16 protein-coding genes are annotated in these 18096 nt (G+C 73.4%); 10 read left to right on the plus strand and 6 right to left on the minus strand.

Going from position 1 to position 18096, the window contains the following annotated elements; translation table 11 throughout:
* Nucleotides 1-57 precede the first annotated feature (57 nt).
* From ABZ860_RS27065 to ABZ860_RS27080, 4 genes are read left to right on the plus strand one after another with little or no spacing between them, the layout of a single operon-like run.
* A complete protein-coding gene (locus ABZ860_RS27065) occupies nt 58-3324 on the plus strand; it encodes a BTAD domain-containing putative transcriptional regulator (RefSeq protein WP_357225169.1) in 3267 nt (1088 codons plus the stop codon).
* Between the two features lie 43 nt (nt 3325-3367).
* Nucleotides 3368-4012 (plus strand): hemerythrin domain-containing protein, encoded by a 645-nt coding sequence (locus ABZ860_RS27070; RefSeq protein ID WP_357225172.1) that lies wholly within the window; start codon nt 3368-3370, stop codon nt 4010-4012.
* Entirely contained in the window at nt 4012-4995 is a 984-nt protein-coding gene (locus tag ABZ860_RS27075; RefSeq protein ID WP_357225175.1) for a hypothetical protein, read from the plus strand. The genes ABZ860_RS27070 and ABZ860_RS27075 overlap by 1 nt, the downstream gene beginning before the upstream one ends.
* Nucleotides 4996-5018: 23 nt before the next feature.
* Nucleotides 5019-6248: an MFS transporter gene (locus ABZ860_RS27080; protein ID WP_357225177.1), complete on the plus strand. Its 1230-nt coding sequence runs from the start codon at nt 5019-5021 to the stop codon at nt 6246-6248.
* 4 nt (nt 6249-6252) lie between these two features.
* Here ABZ860_RS27080 and ABZ860_RS27085 read toward each other — a convergent pair whose 3' ends face one another.
* Complete coding sequence (locus ABZ860_RS27085; protein WP_357225180.1) at nt 6253-6696, minus strand: MarR family transcriptional regulator; 444 nt, start codon at nt 6694-6696, stop codon at nt 6253-6255.
* A gap of 90 nt (nt 6697-6786) precedes the next feature.
* Between ABZ860_RS27085 and ABZ860_RS27090 the strand changes: the two genes are divergently transcribed.
* Nucleotides 6787-7356 (plus strand): isochorismatase family protein, encoded by a 570-nt coding sequence (locus tag ABZ860_RS27090; protein ID WP_357225183.1) that lies wholly within the window; start codon nt 6787-6789, stop codon nt 7354-7356.
* Nucleotides 7357-7383: 27 nt separating this feature from the next.
* On the opposite strand, the gene ABZ860_RS27095 is transcribed toward ABZ860_RS27090, so the two are convergent.
* From ABZ860_RS27095 to ABZ860_RS27115, 5 genes are all read right to left on the minus strand, one after another.
* Entirely contained in the window at nt 7384-8922 is a 1539-nt protein-coding gene (locus ABZ860_RS27095; RefSeq protein WP_357225185.1) for an FAD-dependent monooxygenase, read from the minus strand.
* A 312-nt stretch (nt 8923-9234) separates the two neighbouring features.
* A complete protein-coding gene (locus ABZ860_RS27100) occupies nt 9235-9858 on the minus strand; it encodes a TetR family transcriptional regulator (RefSeq protein WP_357225187.1) in 624 nt (207 codons plus the stop codon).
* 96 nt (nt 9859-9954) lie between these two features.
* Complete coding sequence (locus tag ABZ860_RS27105; protein WP_357225190.1) at nt 9955-10176, minus strand: EF-hand domain-containing protein; 222 nt, start codon at nt 10174-10176, stop codon at nt 9955-9957.
* A 75-nt stretch (nt 10177-10251) separates the two neighbouring features.
* Nucleotides 10252-10890 carry an HD domain-containing protein gene (locus tag ABZ860_RS27110; protein WP_357225192.1) on the minus strand — a complete coding sequence of 213 codons (639 nt, stop codon included), beginning with the start codon at nt 10888-10890 and terminating at the stop codon, nt 10252-10254.
* A 69-nt stretch (nt 10891-10959) separates the two neighbouring features.
* The gene (locus ABZ860_RS27115) at nt 10960-13314 is read right to left on the minus strand and encodes a GH1 family beta-glucosidase (protein WP_357225195.1); all 2355 of its coding nucleotides are present in this window, start codon (nt 13312-13314) and stop codon (nt 10960-10962) included.
* Between the two features lie 141 nt (nt 13315-13455).
* Between ABZ860_RS27115 and ABZ860_RS27120 the strand changes: the two genes are divergently transcribed.
* The 5 genes from ABZ860_RS27120 to ABZ860_RS27140 all read left to right on the plus strand — a co-directional run bounded on the left by ABZ860_RS27120 (nt 13456) and on the right by ABZ860_RS27140 (nt 18075).
* A complete protein-coding gene (locus tag ABZ860_RS27120) occupies nt 13456-15021 on the plus strand; it encodes a glycosyltransferase family 2 protein (protein ID WP_357225198.1) in 1566 nt (521 codons plus the stop codon).
* Nucleotides 14945-15328 (plus strand): hypothetical protein, encoded by a 384-nt coding sequence (locus ABZ860_RS27125; RefSeq protein ID WP_357225201.1) that lies wholly within the window; start codon nt 14945-14947, stop codon nt 15326-15328. The genes ABZ860_RS27120 and ABZ860_RS27125 overlap by 77 nt, the downstream gene beginning before the upstream one ends.
* A gap of 76 nt (nt 15329-15404) precedes the next feature.
* Nucleotides 15405-16454, plus strand: a complete 1050-nt coding sequence (locus tag ABZ860_RS27130; RefSeq protein WP_357225203.1) for an energy-coupling factor ABC transporter permease — start codon at nt 15405-15407, stop codon at nt 16452-16454.
* A gap of 107 nt (nt 16455-16561) precedes the next feature.
* Nucleotides 16562-17326 (plus strand): cobalt ECF transporter T component CbiQ, encoded by a 765-nt coding sequence (cbiQ, locus tag ABZ860_RS27135; RefSeq protein WP_357225206.1) that lies wholly within the window; start codon nt 16562-16564, stop codon nt 17324-17326.
* Nucleotides 17323-18075 (plus strand): ABC transporter ATP-binding protein, encoded by a 753-nt coding sequence (locus tag ABZ860_RS27140; protein WP_357225209.1) that lies wholly within the window; start codon nt 17323-17325, stop codon nt 18073-18075. The genes cbiQ and ABZ860_RS27140 overlap by 4 nt, the downstream gene beginning before the upstream one ends.
* Nucleotides 18076-18096 lie beyond the last annotated feature (21 nt).

The following is an 18096-nucleotide window of genomic DNA, read 5'->3' on the forward strand; positions in this document are numbered from 1 at the left end:
GCGCCGCCGGGAAAGTAACGGCTGGACCGGTTCAACGCATCTCCCTACCATTGGCCCGTGCGGCTGAACGTCCTCGGTCCCATGGAACTCGTCGTGGCCGGGCAGGCCGTGCCGGCCGGGCCGCCCAAGCAGCGAGCGCTCCTGGCCCTCCTCCTGATGAGCGCCGATCGGGTGCTCCCGGCGGACGTGCTGGCCGACCGGCTCTGGGGCGGCAGCCCGCCCGCGAGCGCCCAGGGCAGCCTCCAGGTGTACGTCTCCAACCTGCGCCGCCGCCTGGAGCCCGGCCGGAAGGCCGGGGCGCCGGCCACGGTCCTGGTCAGCGCGGCGGACGGGTACGGCCTGATGACCGGCGGGATCGGCCTCGACACGCGGGACTTCGACGCGCTCGTGTCCACGGGGTCGGGACACCTGGGCGAGGGACGGCACGAGCAGGCGGCGGCCGTGCTCACCGAGGCGCTCGCCCTCTGGCGGGGCGACGCGTACGCCGACGTGCGGTCCGAGGAGTGGGCGCGGCCGGAGATCGCCCGGCTGGAGCAGCTCCGGCTCGACGCGGTCGAGGGGCTGGCGGAGGCACTGCTGGAGCTGGGCCGCCAGACGGACGTGGTCGCGCGGCTCGAACCGTTCGTGCACGACCATCCGCTGCGGGAGCGGGCCTGGGAACTGCTCGCGCTGGCGCATTACCGGTCGGGCCGCCAGGCGGCGGCGCTGGAGTGCCTGCGCAGGGTGCGCGAGGTGCTGGCGGGCGAGCTGGGCATCGATCCCGGGCCCCGGCTGCGCGAGCTGGAGACCGCCGTGCTGCGCCAGGACGCCGGCCTGACCGCCGCGGCCAGGCCCGCCGCGCCGCCGCCGAGGCGGTCCGCCCCCCGGCGACGCGCCGACGACGGGCCGTTCGTGGGACGCGAGAGCGCGCTGGAGTTCCTGGCCGGCGCCGTGCAGGCGGCGTCCACGGCCCGGCAGGTCGTGCTCGTGGACGGCGAGCCGGGGGTCGGCAAGACGAGCCTGCTCAGGAGGTTCCGCGCGACGGCCGGCGTCCCGGTGGGGTGGGGGTCGAGCCCCGACCACGAGACGGCGCCCGCGCTGTGGCCGTGGGAGCAGGTGCTGCGCGACCTCGCGGACGCGGCACCCGGGGCCGTCCTGCCCGAGGAGGTCCGCACGTTCCTGTCGGGCGGGGTGGAGGCGATCCCGGCCTACGACGCGCAGGGGGCGCGGCTGCGGTTCTTCGAGGCGGTCGGGGCGTTCCTGGCCGATCTCGGCCCGGTGGCCGTCGTCCTGGAGGACGTCCACGCGGCCGACGACGCGACGCTGCGCCTGCTGGTCCACGTCGCGTCCACCGCGCGACCGGGCCTGCTGGTCGTGGCCAGCTTCCGAAGGCACGAGGCGTCGGCGCTGACCGCCACCCTGTCGGCGCTGTCCCGGCTCGGCGCGCGCAGGCTGGGGCTCGACGGGCTCGCGGCCGAGGAGGTGCGCGCGCTCGTGCGGGAGCTGTCCGGCCGTGACCCGGGCAGCCGGAAGGCCGAGGAACTGTGCGGCCGCACCGGGGGGAACCCGTTCTTCCTCGCCGAGCTGGCCCGGGCGGGCGAGGAGCTGCCGCAGGGCGTGCTCGACGTCGTGCTGCACCGGGTGGCCGGTCTGGGGGAGGAGACGGCCGCGCTGCTCGAGCTGGCCGCGGTCGCGGGCGACGAGTTCGAGGCGCGGGTCATGGCCGAGGTCGCCGGGCGCGACCTGGGCGACCTGGTGCCGTCGCTGGACGCGGCGCTGGCGGCCGGTCTGATCCGCGAGTCGGGCACGAGGCTGGGTGGGTACGCGTTCGCGCACGCCCTGGTGACCGACGCGTTGCTGTCGCGCCGCTCCCGCCTCTGGCGGGCGGGCGTGCACGCGCGGCTGGCCGGCGTGCTCACCCGCGCGTACGGCGATCGGGACGACCAGGCGGCGACCATCACGCGGCACTGGCTGGCGGCGGCCGAGCTGGGCCCGGAACCTGCCCGCATGGCGATGGGCTACGCCGCCCGTGCCGCGCGTGCGGCCATGCGCAGGCACGCGCTCGACGACGCGGCCACCTCGTGGCAGGAGGCGCTGGCGGCAGCCGAGCTCGCCGGAGCGGAGGTGGCCGAGCGGTTCGAGCTCGCGGTGGGCCTGGCCGAGAGCCGCTACGCCGCCGGTCGGTACGACGAGGGCTACGAGGCGATCGAACAGGCGCTGGCTCTCGCCGGAGACGACCTGGAGCGGGCCGTGAGGGCCGCCGACATCGCGATGGGGCACGGTGTCTGGGTCCCCTTCCGCTATGGCCTGGACGTGCGGTCCCTGCAGGAGTCCATGGACCGCGCGGTGCGCGAGCTGCCGCGAGACGCCCCCGCCTGGGCGTCCGCGCAGGCCGTGCGGGCCGTCGTGCTGGCCCAGATCGGCGGTGAGGACCAGGTCGACCGGGTGTCGTCGCAGGCCGTGGCGGCGGCCGACCGGCTGGGCGACCCCGCCCTGCTGCGGCGTGTGCTCCATCTGCGGTTGCTCGCCATGCAGGGGCAGGACTTCATCGACCAGCTGGCCGAGACCTCGCGGCGCCTGCTGGCGGAGCCGGATCTGTCGCCCCAGCTGCAGGCGATCGCACAGCTCCACATCGTCGCCCATCTCGTCGAGTACGGCCGGGTGGCGGAGGCGCGCGAGCTGCTGACGGAGACCGACGCGCTGCTGAGCGGCCTGCACAACCCGACGCTGGCGCTGCAGGCGGCGATCGCGCACGTGGGGCTCGACCTGTTCCAGGGTGTGCCGGACCCGACTCGCCACTTCGAGCCCGTCAGGGCGACGTTGTCCTTCTCCGAACTCGCGTACTTCGAGGTGGGCATGCTCGCCGTACGGGCCGAGACGCTCCTGCAGGAGGACCGCCTCGGCGCGGAGGCGGAATGGTTCGAGGAGATGTTCCGGCGCACGGGCCTGGCGGGGCTCGCCTACGTCCTGTCCTGCGCGCTGGCGGACCTGGGCGAGCGTGAGCGTGCTCTGCGGCTGCTGCGCGAGACCCCTGTCCCGCCGCGCGACTACCACTGGGCGATGGCCACCATGTGCCGGCTGCACGCGGCGATCCGGCTCGGCGAGCTGGACGTCGTGCGGGAGGTCTACGACGCGTTCCGTCCCTTCGCCGGCCTGCTGCTCGTGAACGGCACCTGCACCACCGTCGACGGGGCGTACGACGGCCACCTGGGCGAGGCGCTGCTGACGCTGGGGGACCGCGCGGGAGCGCGGGCCCATCTGCGGGAGGCGGTGCGCCTCCTGGAGGAGGCGGGCGCGGGCTACTGGCTGTCAAGGGCTCGACAAGCCCTCGACAAGTGCTCATAAGGGCAGGAAACCCACGCTGTTCCCAACCGAAGTGAGGGAACAGATGATCACACAAGAGCACCTCGCCGGCTTCCTGCTGATGCACGCGGGCTTCCGGGCGGAGTTCGGCCGCCTCGCCGAGGCGTGCCGCGGCCCCCGGGACGGCGAGCACGAGGAACTCCTGGAGGAGCAGCTCGCGCTCCTGCTGGAGATGCTCCACGCCCACCACACCCACGAGGACACCACGCTGTGGCCCAAGCTCGTCGCCCACGCCCCCGAGGCGGCGGACGTGCTGGCCGAGCTGGAGTCCGAGCACGCCGTGCTCGACCCGCTCGTGGCGGCCGCCGCCGACCGCGCGGCGCCGCTGCCGGAGCGCGCTCCCGCTCTGCGGCGGCTGCACGAGGTGCTCAACGAGCACCTCGACCACGAGGAGCGCACGGCCGTGCCGCTGATGCTCCGGCACCTCACGCCCGACGACATCGAGGCGGACAGGCGCAAGGCGACGGCCGACTTCGGCCGCCGCCGGATCCCCGTCGTCTTCGGCTGGCTCGCCTCAAGCGCCGACCCCGCCCTGCTCGCGGCCGCCTTCGCGGACCTGCCGGTCGTGGCCCGGCTGATGTTCCGCCTGTTCTGGTGGCCCGCCTACCAGCGGCGGTTCGCCCGGCTGTACGGCGCCTCCACCTCTCTGCCCACACCCCTGGAGTCCTGATGGCCACCCTGACCACCTGGCCGCGCGAGGCGGCCGAGCTGTTCGACCACGCCGTCGTCTGCGAGTACGCCTCGCTCACCCGCGACGGACGGCCCGTCACCTGGCCGGTCACGCCGTACGTCGGTGCGGGCGGCACGCTCGACGTGAGCACCGGCCTCACCTATCCCGACAAGGCTGAGCGGGCCCGCCGCGACCCGCGCGTCGCGCTGCTGTACTCCTCCGCCGATGGCAGCGGTCTCGACCGGCCGCCCGTCGTCCTCGTGCAGGGCCGGGCCGCCGTACGCGACGCCGATCTGCAGGCCAACACCGACAGGTACGTCCGGGAGTCCCTGGCCAAGACGGGCTCCGGGTTCGCCGGGATGCCGTGGTTCCTGACGAAGCGACTGGGGTGGTACTTCGCCCGCGTCTACGTGGAGGTCACCCCGGAGCGGATCGTCTGGTGGCCCGAGGGTGACCTGTCCAGGACACCGGAGGCGTGGACCCCACCTGCTGAGGTGGCCGCGCCCGTCTCCGACCCCGCTCCGAAGGGCCCCCGGCTGCCGAGCCGGTCGGTCCCGCCGTCGGACTGGCGGCCCTTCGCCGGCCGCGCGGCCCGCCTGGGCGAGCCCGTCGTCACCATGGTCGCCGGCGGCATGCCGCTGGCCGTGCGCACCCGCTCGGCCGTACGCACCGAGGCGGGCTTCGACCTGCGCCTGCCCGCCGGCGTCGAGGCCGTCGCCGGTCCGGTGTGCCTCACCTTCCATCGGCACGGCCCGGGGTTGGAGTGGCAGGAGAACGTGGTGCTCGTCGGAACCGCGACGGGGGAGGGCGACCGGCTGAGCGTACGGGTCGACCGGGCCCTGAACGACTGGAGCCTCGCCGGGAGTGGTCGCGAGCGGTTCCGGTCGTTCCTCGGACAGGGCAGGATGCTCAGGAAGCGCCTGCGGGCCGAGGCCGGGCGCCGCGGCCAGCCCGTCCCCGTCGTCCGCCGTCCCCGCACCTGATCTCCCTACGGCAACATTGTGGGGTGGCAGAAGGATCAGGACTGTGGCGTAACCGGGATTTCACCGTGTTCTGGGCGTCCCAGACGCTGTCGGTCGCGGGGGACTCCTTCGCCCTCATCGCCGTACCCCTGCTCGTGCTGCACGTGACCGGATCGGTCGCGCAGATGGGCCTGCTGACCGGCCTGGCGAGCGCCGCGTCGGTGGCGGCGGGGGTCTTCGCCGGGGTCCTGGTCGACCGGCTCGACCGCAGGCGCCTGCTGATCTGGTGCGATGTGGCGAGGATGGCCCTGTACGGCGTCGTCCCGGTCGCCTGGGCCTTCGGGCCGAAGGTCTGGCTGCTCTACGTGGTCCTGCCGCTCAGCGAGGCGATCGGCATGGTCTTCCAGGTCGCGTACGTCACGGCGGTGCGGGGCCTGGTCGACGCGGACCGGATCACCGAGGCCAACGGGCGGCTGGGGGCCACCGCCGCCGCGGCGGGGGTCGGCGGGCCGCTGCTGGCCGGGGTGGTGGCGGGCTGGTTCGGGCCCACGGCCGCGATCGCGATCAACGCGGCCAGCTTCGGAGTCTCGGCGCTGGGCGTCCTGCTGATCCGGCTCAGGCGGCAGCCGGTGTCCTCGCCCGAGGAGGAGCGGGGGTCCTGGCGTTCGTTGCTCGCCGGAGCCCGCTTCCTGTGGCGGCAGCCGGTGCTGCGTGCCCTGACCGTCCTGCTGTCGTTCTTCATCTTCCTGACCCTCGGGCTGACCGACGTGCTGATCTACCACCTCAAGCACGACCTCGGCCAGTCAGACGGCGCCGTGGGGGTGGTGCTCGCGGTCGCCGCGCTGGGCACCGTCGCGGGCTCGCTCCTCGTCGGTCCGGTACGCCGCCGGCTGGGGTTCGGCGCGTCCTGGATCGGGGCGATCGCGGTCGCCGGGCTCGCCGTCATGGGGCTCGGCGTGTCCGCCGGCGTCCCGGTCGCCGCGGCGACGGCCGCCGCCTATCTCGCCTGCGTCAGCGTGGCCGGGATCTGCTCCATGTCGCTGCGCCAGCAGGTCACCCCCGACCATCTGCTGGGCAGGGTCACCTCGGCCTTCTGGACGATCCACTTCTCGCTGGGCCCGGCGGGGGCGGCCGTGCTGACCTGGGGCGCGCAGCGCCACGGGGTCGAGGTGGTCTGCCTGCTGGCCGGGGCGGCCTGCCTGCTGATCGCGGTCGCCGCGTTCTTCACGCCCATCCGTCAGCAGAACCCGGAGCTGTCCGGCGCCACCGGCTGACGGTTCACGTCCTGGGGCCCGGCCCGGACGGCTCCCAGTCGACCAGGCGGCGAACCAGGTCCACCGTGCTCGCCAGCATCTCCCGCTCGGCGGGGGACAGCGTGTCCTCGATGGCCTCGGCGAGCCAGTCGGCCCGCCGGGCGCGCACCTGTTCCAGGGCGTCGAGCCCGGCGGCGGTCAGCGAGACGGGGGCCTTGCGGCCGTCGACGGGATGGGTGCCGCGCTCGGCGAGCCCCTGCTCGATCAGCTGACCGACGGTGCGGGCCATCGACTGCGGGCGCACCCGCCGGGCGGCGGCCAGTTCGCTGGTGGTCATCGGGCCCTGCCGGCCGAGCAGGCCGATCACCGCGATGATCCCCGGAGGCATCGGGTCGTCCTCGCGCACCCGCCTGACCAGTTGCCCGACCACGAGCCGCAGCTCGGCGGCGACCTCGGACGCGTCCCTCATGGGCTCAGCGTAGCCGAGATATACAGCATTGCTGGCAATCTATGCAGCAAGGCTGTACAGTTCGGCTGTCTATCTCTCGAGGAGCTCACCATGCCCGTCACGCTGCTCGACGACCGTACGGCCGTCGTCCTGATCGACCTACAGAAGGGGATCACCGCCCTGCCCACCGCGCATCCGGCGGCCGAGGTCGTCGCCAACGCCGCCCGGCTCGCGGGAGCCGCCCGCGAGCGGGGTCTTCCGGTCGTGCGGGTGCGGGTGGCGTTCTCCCCCGACGGCGGTGACGTGCTGCGGGCCCGGACGGACGCGCCCGGGCCCGCGATCGCCCCCGCGCCGGACTTCGCCGAGTACGACGAGCGCGTGCCGGACGGGCCGACCGACGTTCCCATCACCAAGCGCGGCTGGGACGCCTTCCACGGCACCGAACTCGACCTGCAGCTGCGCCGCCGGAAGATCACAGGGATCGTGCTTGCGGGGATCTCCACCAGCATCGGCGTCGAGTCCACCGCGCGCGGCGCCCGGGAGCGGGGCTACGAGATCGCGGTGGCCTCCGACGCCGTCACCGACCTGGTCGCCTCGGCCCACGAGAACTCTCTGGGGGTGATCCTGCCGCGGATCGCGCAGGTCGGCACGACCGAGGCCATCCTCGCCGCCTTCGCCTGATCCGCCCGGCGCGGAGCGCGGAAAGACTCAGCGGGCCGGGCCGAAGGCGGAGGTCAGCGCCGTACGCAGGGTGTCGTGCTCCTTCGCGTCGGGCCGCGGGGAGTCCGACGCCCAGGCCACGTAGCAGTCGGGACGCAGCAGCAGCGCGGTGGGCAGGCCGTCCTGGCTCGTCTTCGCGGTGACGAGGTCCACGCGGTCGCGCCGGCCGTCGAGGGCTTCGGCGAGTGCGGCGTCCGGCGTCAGGTCGATGAGCAGCGGCCGGGCGGTCCTGGTCAGCTCGGCCAGCCGTACGGAGCCGGTCTCCGTCTCCAGCACGAGGTCGGGGGCCGGCCGCCCGGTCAGGGGGTGGGTTCCTTCGAGGTCATACCTGATGTCGGCGCCGGACATCATGTCCGCGATGTGCTTGGTGGTCCGCTCGTCGCGCAACAACTCGGTGAACAGCACGCGCAGCGCGGTGACCTCGGGCCCGGGGGCGATGAGCGCCGCCTGCGCCTGCGTGTGCATGACCACGCGTTCGGCGGCCGGGCGCCGCTCGGTCTCGTACGTGTCGAGCAGGCCGGGCGGGGCCCAGCCGTGGATCTCGGCGGCCAGCTTCCAGCCGAGGTTGACCGCGTCCTGCAGGCCCAGGTTGAGGCCGGGGCCGCCGATAGCGCTGTGGACGTGCGCGGCGTCGCCCAGCAGCAGCACCCGGCCGTCCCTGAACCGCTCGGCCAGGCGGGTGTTGCCGCCGCTCAGGCGGCGCAGCTGGTGCGGGCCAGGGCCCGTGGGCGGGCCGAACGGCAGGTCGACGCCGAGCACGCGGCGCACGCTCTCCCTCAGCTCGTCGAGGCTCATCGGCTCGTCGTCGCCGACCGGGTTCCACTCTGTCGTGTTGATGAGCGTCCCGGTGGGGAACGGCGCGTAGACGAACAGGCCGTGGTCGGTGCGGTGGTGCATGAACGGGGGGATCGGCCCGTAGCCGGGCACGTTCAGCCCGCCGGTCACCGGGTCGATCAGCTCGGCGGGCATGCTGACGTGCGCGCCCCGGGAGATCGAGTCGCTCCTGGTCACCCCCGGAAAGCCGATGCCGCACACCTTGCGGGTGACGCTGTGCCCGCCGTCCGCGCCGACGAGGTAGCGGGTGCGCAGGCTATAGGGCCCCTCGGGTCCGGCGATCTCCGCGGTGACGCCGTCCTCGTCCTGGGAGAGCCCGGTCAGCTCGTGTCCCCGGCGGATCTCCACGCCGAGTTCGAGGGCGCGCTCCTCCAGCACCTGCTCGATCCGGCGCTGAGGCACCGGCAGGCCGTACATCGGATTGTCGTGGAGGCGGCTCAGGTCGAGGCGCAGCGCGCCGAACACGAAGGCAGGGCTCGGCCGGGGTGGTTCCGCGCTGCCGCTCAGGCGTTCGTACAGGCCGCGGCGGTCGAGGGCGCGTACGACCTGGCCGACCAGTCCGTTGGCCCGGTTCTCCTCCGTGCGCCCGGGCAGGCGTTCCAGCACGGTCGGCCGCACTCCGGCCAGGCTCAGCTCGCAGGCGAGCATGAGCCCGTTCGGTCCGGCTCCGGCGATCACGACGTCGACGGTCATGGTGGTCCTCCTTGAATCGGGACACGGAAAATCTGGGCATGGCACAGGGAAGGCATGACGCAGGGAAGGCATGGCGCATGCAAGGCATGGCGCACGGCAGGCATGGCGCAGGGAAGGCATGGCACGTCCGCGGCATGGCGGACGGAGAGCACGGCGCGTGGACATGGAAGGCATGTCGCGTCCGCGGCATGCGAACGAAAAGGACGGCGCCGGGTGCTTACGGCACCCGCGTCAGGGTGTGAAAGGCCGAGCGGCGTGCGCGGCAATCACACGACGAGTCGCCGGGCGCCCCCCCGCGGGGGCGTCCTTCTGTCAGGGTTCGGGCAGTCCGGCGGCGAGCCGGTCGAGCGCGTCCTCGATGAGCGGTCTGACGGGCACCGGCGGGTCGGCCCGCAACCACTGGTCCATCGCCACCCGGATCGCGGCCCCGGCCGCGCCCGCCACCAGGCGCGGGTAGAGGTCGCGGGCGACGTCGGTGCCGGTCCGCTCGGCGATGGCCGCGGCCAGCTCCTCCTCGGCGATGGCGTTGGCCTTGAGCATCTCGCCCTGCAGCGAGGGCTCGCTGACCATGAGCTGGATGCCGGTCTGCCACTGCTGGTCCGGCTGCCTGGCGTCGTATTCCTCACCCATCGCGAGCTGGGTGAGCACGGCGGTCTTGATGGCCTCCCACAGGGGCTCCGACGCCGGGCGGCGGCGCAGCTCCTGTGCGATCAGTCGGGCGCGGTCGAGGTGCCTGGCGGCGATCGCCTCGCCCTTGCTCGAGAAGTAGTTGTTGAAGGTCCGCGGAGCCACGCGCGCCTCCGCGGCGATGTCCTCCACGCGTACGTTCTCCAGCCCGCGCTCCACGGCGAGCCGGATCGCCGCCCAGCTCAGCGCGATGCGCGTCTCCTGCTTCTTGCGCTCGCGCAGCCCCGGCCGCTCGGCTTCCCTGCTCACAGGACCACCATACAACTACTTGCGTGCGACGCAAAGATGCGGGAGCCGTAAATTTGCGGAAGCCGCACTTTTTGTCCTGTGCGATCGTGGAATGCTTCAGTCGCGGGCGCCGGCCAGGCGGATGAACTCCTCCAGGGAGAACCGGCCGTCGGCGTCCACGTCGGCGTCCCGGTCGAGCGCGCCGATCGCCTCCGGCGGCAGGCCGGGAAAGTGCGACCGCAGCTCCGACTCGGTGATGAAGCCGTCGCCGTCGTCGTCGATCGCCTCGAATTCGCGCTTGAGGGTCTCAAACCGCTCGTGGCTGAGTTCGTGAGTCACAGGGACCTGCCTTCGCACCGGGGGACGACACCAGACAACCTATGCCGTACGGCGCGAAAGATCGACGGCAGGCCGTCACTCGGGCCAGGCCGAGCCCTGAATCACCTCGACGAAGTCGATGCGCCGGAATCCGGGCACGAAGTGCTCCAGCACGTCGGCGTTGACGGTGCCGAACGTGGTGTCGGGACGGTCCCTGAACCCCTCGGTGAACGCGGCCAGGATCTGCCGCTTGAAGTCGGGCCGCGGATGGGCGGCGACGACCGCGGCGACGTCCTCGGGGGCCAGGTCGGCGTACCCGATGCCGAGCACGTCGGCCTCGACCCCGGCGGTCACCAGGGCCACCTCGGGCTCCAGCCGGTAGGGGATCTCCGGCGTGGTGTGCAGGGCGATGCCCTCCCACACCCTCCGGACGTCGGCCTCGGGCACGCCGTGGGCGGCGAGGAACCGGCGGGCCTCGTCGGCGCCGTCGATCTCGAACCGCTGGTCCGTACGCCGATACCGCTCGGTGAGCCCGAGGTCGTGGAACATCGCCCCGACGTAGAGCAACTCGGGATCGGCCCGCAGCCCGAGCCGCCGGCCCCGCAACGAGCCGAACAGGAACACCCGGCGCGAGTGGTGGTAGAGCAGCGCGGGCGCCGCCTCCCGCACCAGCTCGGTCGCCTCGGTGGCGAGCGTCGAATCGGGCACGGTGACTCCGGCGATGCTCTCGCTCATGACACTCCTCCTCGTGTGACCGATGGTCCACACCGGAGCGTTCCCGCGGCCGCCGGCCCGCCACCGTGGTCACGTCGTCGCGCGGACCACCAGACGCGTGGGGAGGACGACGGGGCTGGTGTGGCGGCCGTCGAGGCGGGACAGGAGCAGCCGCGCCAGGGCGAGGGCCTGGTCCGCGGCAGGCACCCGGACGGTGGTGAGCGCCGGCGTCGTGCAGGAGGCGGCGTGGATGTCGCCGAAGCCGACGATCGCGAGGTCGTCCGGCACCCGCAGTCCCATCTCGCGCGCCGCTTCCATCGCGCCGATCGCCAGCTCGTCCGAGGTGGCGAACACGGCGTCCGGGTCCTGGCCGCCGGACAGGAGCTCGCGGGCCGCGGCGGCGCCCGACGCGCCGTCCAGGCCGGCGAGCGCGATCATCGGCCGCAGTCCGTCCTCGTGGAGCGTGGCCAGGTGCGCCGCGAGGCGGTCCTGTACGGCGACGAGGTCCGTGGGGCCGCAGATCACGCCGATTCTGCGGCGACCCCGGTCGAGGAGATGCCGGGTGGCCGCCCTCGCGCCGCCCGCGTTGTCCACGTCCACGTGTGGCACGAGGGAGGCGATCGCGGGCTTGCCGAGCAGCACGACCGGCACCCCGGTGCGGGCGAGCCGTTCGGTGAGCGTGTCAGGGCCGTCCGGGGGGACCAGCACGACCCCGTCGACCTGCCGTGCCTCCACGTGCCGGACGATGCGCCGATGGCTCTCGGCCGTGTCGGCGAGCATGAGGGTGATCTGCTTGCCGGCTCCTTCCAGGACGCTGGTGACGTACTGGACGACGGCGGAGGTCAGCGCCTCGCCGCCGTGCCTGGGGACCGACAGGACGAGCGCGACCGAGTCGGTCCGCTGGGTGACGAGGCTCCTGGCGGCGGCGTTGGGCACGTAGCCAAGCTCCTGCACGGCACGCAGCACGGCGGCGCGCACATCGGGGCTGACCCGCGCCTCCCCGTTCACGACCCGTGAGACCGTGGCCCGGGATACGCCCGCGCGGGCGGCGACGGTCTCGAGAGTGGGCCGCTTCGGCCGCTCAGCCCCGAGCCCGTTGCGCTTGATGACGTCGCGATACCACAGCGCGCTGTCCTTGGGCAGCCGCCGCTGCGTGGTGAAGTCGACGTGGACGATGCCGAACTTGCGCCGGTAGCCGTCCGCCCATTCGACGCAGTCGAGCAGCGACCACAGCAGGTAGCCGCGGACCCGGGCGCCCTCGTCGATCGAGGTTCGCAGGGCCCGCAGGTGCTCCTCGACGAAGCTGATCCGGTCGACGTCGTGGATGCCGTCGCCGGTCACGACGTCCTCGAAGTCGGCGCCGTTCTCGGTGATCATCAGCTCGGTCTCGGGATACTCCTCGGACAGGCGCCGCAGGAGCAGGGACAGGCCGCTCGGCATGATGGGCCAGCCCATCGCGGTGACGGCCGAGGGCACGCTGCAGAACAGGACGCCCTCGCTGCCCGGGAAGGCCGGGTCGGCCGGGGCGCTGGGCTGGGCCTGCACCGCGATCGGCGTGTAGTAGTTGACCCCCAGCAGGTCGATGGGCCGCCCGATGACGTCGAGGTCGCCGTCGCGGATGTGGCCGAGCCCGGCGATCTTCTCGATCAGGGGCAGCAGCTCGGCGGGATAGCGGCCCCGCAGCAACGGCTCGAGGAACTGCCGGTTGTGCAGGGCGTCGATCCTCGCCACCGCCTCGGCGTCCTCTTCGGGGATCCCGGTGGTCATGTCCCCGAGCTGCGCGGGGGTGAGGACGGGGGAGAGGTTCAGAACGACGCCGGCCTTCGCGGCGCCCCGCGCGCGCAGCGCCTCAAGGCCCAGCCCGTGCGCGAGCAGCATGTGGTGGGCGCTGACGAAGGCGTCGGCCGCCGACCGCAGGCCCGGGGCGTGCACCCCCGAGGCGTGGCCGAGGAAGGCGGCGACCCACGGCTCGTTGAACGTGAACCAGGTGTCCACGCGGTCGCCGATCCTGTCGTACACGACGCCGGCGTAGTCGGCGAAGTGGCGGGCCACCTCGCGCGAGGTCCACCCCCCGCCGTCCTGCAGCGCCCGCGGCAGGTCCCAGTGGTACAGCGTCGCGTACGGCGCGATGCCCGCCTCCAGCAACTCGTCCACGAGTTTGTCGTAGAAGTCGAGCCCCCGGTCGTTGACGCGGCCGTGCCCCTCGGGCAGCACGCGCGGCCAGCTGACCGAGAACCGGTAGGCGGCGATGCCCAAGTCCTGCATCAGCCGGACGTCCTCCGGGTGGCGCGCGTAGTGGTCGCAGGCCGGGTCGCCGTACGCCCCGCCCGCGAAGGCGTCCCAGATGGAGGGGCCCCGGCCGTCGCGGTCGGTGGCGCCCTCGATCTGGAACGCGGACGTGGACACTCCCCAGACGAAACCCTCTGGGAACAACGCGGTGCGCATCGACGCGAAACCCCCGGTGACTCGGTGAGCGCTCAGTCTGCCGCGTCGCGCGCGGCATGCGCCACTAAGACGAGGGCATCCGGCGCGCCCGGCGCGGCGCAGACGGGGTCGGGGCCGGTCGTCGGCACATAATGAAGGGCGATGGATACGGGGAGTGACCAACGCGCCGATCGGGGGATCGACGTCAGCGTCGTCGTCCCGGCGTACAACCGCCGGGCGTCGCTCGACCGTTGCCTCACCTCGCTGCTCGTGCAGCGGGTCGCCAAGGAGATCATCGTGGTCGACGGCGGGTCGCGGGACGGAACCCACGCGCTGCTCGGCCTCTACGCCGCCCATCACCCGCGGCTGATCACCGTGATCCGGGACGCCCAGCCCGGCACGCCCGGCGGCGCCCGCAACCGCGGACTGGAACGAGCGGCGGGCAGATACGTCTTCTTCTGCGACGCGGGGGACCACCTCGCCCCCGACGCGCTGGCCCGTCTGGTCGCAGCGGCCGACAGGAACGGCGCCGACGTCGTCGTGGGGAAGGTCGCCGGCGCCCGCCGGGGGCTGCGGGAGAGCGCCGACAGGGCCTCGTTAACCGCCGTCTACGACGATCTGTCCTGCTTCAAGCTCTTCCGCCGGGACTTCCTGGACCGGCACGCGATCCGCTTCGACGAGACGCAGCGGCGCGGCGAGGACATGACCTTCGCCGTCCACGCCTACTGCCACGCGCGGGTGATCTCGGTGGTCGCGGACGGGGACTGCTACCACGCGGAGGGCGGGAGCGAGGCGTCCGCGCGGGACCCGCTCGGCTGGCTGCGCGTGGTCCGCACACCCATCGAGGTCATGGCGCGGCATGTGCCGCCCGGCGCGCTGCGCGACCGCCTGCTCCTGCGGCACCTGCGCCGCGACGTGCTGGCCCAGCTCGGGGCGCCGTTCATGGCGGCCTGCGAGGCCGAGCGCGAGAAGATCGCCGTCGAGGTCGCCGACATCTGCGGTCAATGGCTGACGCCGGGCGTGCGCGCCGGTCTCGACGGGGTGGACGCCGCCCGTGTCGCCGCGCTCGACGACCCCGACCGGCTCGTACGGCTCGCGCTCGTCGAGGCGGCGCCGCTGCGGCATCGGCTGACCGGCGTCGAGTGGCGAGGCGACCGCCTGGTGATCGGAGGCTGGGCGGCCCTCACCGGCGCGGACGGCCTATCGGACGGCACTGCGACGGCCGGAACGGTGTTGACCGGCCCTGCGCTGACCGGCCCTGCGCTGACCGGCACTGTGGGCCTGGTGTTGCGCGAGCGCATGTCGCGTCAGGAGCGCGTGCCCTTCGTGACGCCCGGCGAGGCCGGCGCCGGATCCTTCACCGCCGTGCTCGACGTGGCCGCGCTGCCGGCCGGAGTGTGGGACGTCCATGTGGCCGTCGAATGCGAGGGCGCGCGCAGGCTGGCCCGGCTCGGCTCCCGCCGCGAACCCGGAGCCGGCGTTCCGCCCGCCCACCTGGTGAGCGGGGTCGTCGCGGTGCCCTTCCTCAGCCGGTCCCACGGCCACCTCGGCCTCGACCTCGGGGGGGCACGTCGTCCGGGTCCCCGCCGTCGTACGGCTGACGCGGGCGTGGTGGCGGGGCAGGCGGCTGCGGGTCGAGGGCCGGGCGCTGATGGGCGAGGAGGCCGCCGCCGCGGCCGTACGGCACCTGATCTGGCGCGAGCGGGCGTCGGGGCGGGAACACCGTGAGCGGGCGGTGGCGGTCGGGCCACGAGAGTTCGCGGCAGAGACGGCCGGCCTGCGGCCCGGCACGTGGGACGCCTACCTCGAACTCGGCCTCGGCGGTCCTCCGGTGCGCTTTCCCGTCAAGGTCGCCAGCGCGGACGCGCTGGACCGGCCCCTGCGATGGTGGCGCGGCGCGCTGCGCTGGGGAGTGGTGCAGTGGACCGTCCGGCCGTACGCCACGGCCGTCAACCGGCGGCTCAGCGTGTCGGTGCGGGTGGCGACCCCGCTGACCGTGGCCAGGCGGATGGCCAGGGCCCTGCGTCGCAGCTAATTGCGAATTATTTGCAACTACAACTCGGTGCCCTAAAGTGGTAAGGAGATTCGCCCGTTTCGAAGGGGTTATAGCCGTGCACGTGCCCGATGGGTTCTTTGACGTCCCCGTGTCCGTCGGCGCCGGGGTCTTCGCGGCCGCCGGGGTGGGCGTCTGCCTGCGGGGCGCCAAGCGGGAGCTCGACGACCGGACCGCCCCCATGGCGGGCCTGGTGGCCGCGTTCGTCTTCGCGGCGCAGATGCTCAACTTCCCCGTCGCGGCCGGCACCAGCGGTCACCTGCTCGGCGGGGCCCTGGCGGCGATACTCGTCGGGCCCTACACCGCCGTGTTGTGCGTCGCGGTCGTGCTGCTCGTCCAGGGATTCTTCTTCGCCGACGGCGGGCTGACCGCGCTGGGCGTCAACATCACGCTGATGGCGATCGTGACCTCGGTCGTCGGCTGGGCGGTGTTCCGGTTGATCACCCGGGGCGCGCCGCGCGGGCGGCCGGCGCTGGTGGCCGCGTCGTTCGTGGCGGCGCTGGTCTCCGTCCCGGCGGCGGCGCTCGCGTTCACGGCCCTGTTCTGGCTCGGCGGCACCGCCCCGATCGAGGTGGGCTCGGTGGCCGCCGCGATGGGCGGGGTGCACCTGCTCATCGGGCTCGGCGAGGGCTTCATCACCGCGCTCACCGTAAGCAGCGTGCTGGCCGTGCGTCCCGACCTCGTGTACGGCGCGCGCGGGATGACCAGGGCGCTGACGCTCCGCACCGCCGACGGGGATGTCCAGGTCGGGCCGGCGGCTCCGCAGGCTCCCCGGGCCGGCATCGGCCTGCGCCCGGTCCTGGTGGGCGGCGCGCTCGTGGCCGTGCTGCTGGCCGGTGTCGTCTCGTTCTACGCCTCCAGCGCTCCCGACGGGCTGGAGAAGGTGGCGGCCGACAAGGGCCTGAGCGCGCAGGAGAAGCCGCACACGGCGGAGAACGGCCCGCTGGCCGGATACAGCGTCAAGGGCGTGGACAACCAGCGCCTGTCCGGCGGCCTGGCCGGGGTGGCGGGCGTCGCGCTGACGGTCGTGGCCGGAGGCGGGGTGTTCTACGTCATCCGCAGGCGCCGGCGCGCGACCGACGCGATGACGCCCGCGAGCGCCCAGTGATTCCGCCGAGGCCGCCGATTTCGACGAGCACGGCGCCGGTGAGGCCGTGAGCGCCCTGCCCGCGTGCGGGCAGGGCGGGTCGGCGATGATGACACTGTGAGTGCGAAGTGAGCGCCGGGCACCATCACCCGATCTACCGGCCCGCCGACACGCCCGTCCACCGGCTGCCGCCCCAGTGCAAGCTGGCGGCGGTCGTCGCCTTCGCGGTGGTCGTGGTCGCCACGCCGCGTGAGCGTTTCTGGGCGTTCGCCGTCGACGCGCTCCTGCTGGCCGCCGTCGCGGCCGCCGCCCGGGTGCCGGCGGGCGCGATCGTGCGGCGCATGGCGATCGAGGTGCCGTTCGTGCTGTTCGCACTGGCGATCCCGCTGATCGGCACGGGCGAGCGGATCCAGGTGCTCGGCCTGTCGCTGAGCGCCCCCGGTCTGTGGGCGGCCTGGAACATCCTGGCCAAGGCCACACTGGGAGTGGTCGCCTCGATCCTGCTGGCGGCCACGACCGAGCCCCGGATGATGCTGCTCGGCGCCGAACGGCTGCGGCTGCCCCGGCTGCTCGTGCAGATCGCGACGTTCATGCTGCGCTATCTGGACGTGATCCTCGACCAGATGCGGCGCATGCGGATCGCCAGGGAGTCGCGGGGATTCGTCGCCAGGGACCTCAGGCAGGCCCCCGTGCTGGCGAAGTCGGCGGGCGCCCTGTTCATCCGCTCGTACGAGCGGGGGGAGCGGGTGCACCTCGCCATGCTGAGCCGCGGCTACACGGGCGAGATGCCGACGATTAGGGATATAGCAGCGACTGGGCGAGACTGGGCGGTGGCGGGCATGCTGCCTTGCCTCGCCGCGGTGACGGCCCTACTGGCGTGGAGCACGACATGACCTCCGGCAGCCCCTCCCTCGCGGTGAGCAGGCTCGCGTACGCCTATCCCGACGGGACGCAGGCGTTGTACGGCGTGGACCTGACGATCAAGCGGGGGGAGCGGGTCGCCCTGCTCGGCCCGAACGGCGCGGGCAAGACCACGCTCGTCATGCACCTCAACGGCATCCTCACGGCCGGGCACGGGACGGTGGAGGTGGCCGGGCTCCCCGTGCGCGCGGACACCCTGCGGGAGATCCGCCGCCGGGTCGGGCTGGTGTTCCAGGATCCGGACGACCAGCTCTTCATGCCGACCGTGCGGGAGGACGTCGCGTTCGGCCCGGCCAACCTCGGGCTGCGCGGCGCGGAACTCGACCGTCGCGTGCGCGACGCGCTGGAGCGGGTCGGCATGCTGGACGCGATCGACCGGCCGCCGCACCACCTGTCCTTCGGCCAGCGCCGCCGGGTGGCCGTGGCCACGGTGCTGGCGATGGAGCCGGAGATCCTCGTCCTCGACGAGCCGTCGTCCAACCTCGACCCGGCGTCCCGCCGCGAGCTGGCCGAGATCCTCAAGAGTCTGGACGTGACCGTGCTCATGGTCACCCACGACCTGCCGTACGCGCTGGAACTGTGCGAGCGTTCGCTCGTCATGTCCGAGGGCGTGATCGCCGCCGACGGGCCGACGCACGCGCTGCTCGCCGACGAGGGGTTGCTCGCCGCGCACCGGCTCGAACTTCCCTTCGGCTTCGCCGTCCCTGCTCAGCCGGGGTGATGGATAAGTAAAGTGGGCCGG

This window comes from Microbispora sp. NPDC046973 (genome assembly GCF_040644495.1).
GTDB lineage: Bacteria > Actinomycetota > Actinomycetes > Streptosporangiales > Streptosporangiaceae > Microbispora.

What these genes read in the sequence shown, in the direction of transcription:
- ABZ860_RS27090 (WP_357225183.1), top strand. Translation starts at nt 6,787, where the DNA reads ATGCCCGTCACGCTGCTCGACGACCGTACGGCCGTCGTCCTGATCGAC.
- ABZ860_RS27140 (WP_357225209.1), top strand. Translation starts at nt 17,323, where the DNA reads ATGACCTCCGGCAGCCCCTCCCTCGCGGTGAGCAGGCTCGCGTACGCC.
- ABZ860_RS27095 (WP_357225185.1), bottom strand. Translation starts at nt 8,922, where the DNA reads ATGACCGTCGACGTCGTGATCGCCGGAGCCGGACCGAACGGGCTCATG.
- ABZ860_RS27110 (WP_357225192.1), bottom strand. Translation starts at nt 10,890, where the DNA reads ATGAGCGAGAGCATCGCCGGAGTCACCGTGCCCGATTCGACGCTCGCC.
- ABZ860_RS27120 (WP_357225198.1), top strand. Translation starts at nt 13,456, where the DNA reads ATGGATACGGGGAGTGACCAACGCGCCGATCGGGGGATCGACGTCAGC.
- ABZ860_RS27070 (WP_357225172.1), top strand. Translation starts at nt 3,368, where the DNA reads ATGATCACACAAGAGCACCTCGCCGGCTTCCTGCTGATGCACGCGGGC.
- ABZ860_RS27085 (WP_357225180.1), bottom strand. Translation starts at nt 6,696, where the DNA reads ATGAGGGACGCGTCCGAGGTCGCCGCCGAGCTGCGGCTCGTGGTCGGG.
- ABZ860_RS27115 (WP_357225195.1), bottom strand. Translation starts at nt 13,314, where the DNA reads ATGCGCACCGCGTTGTTCCCAGAGGGTTTCGTCTGGGGAGTGTCCACG.
- ABZ860_RS27125 (WP_357225201.1), top strand. Translation starts at nt 14,945, where the DNA reads ATGGGCGAGGAGGCCGCCGCCGCGGCCGTACGGCACCTGATCTGGCGC.
- ABZ860_RS27075 (WP_357225175.1), top strand. Translation starts at nt 4,012, where the DNA reads ATGGCCACCCTGACCACCTGGCCGCGCGAGGCGGCCGAGCTGTTCGAC.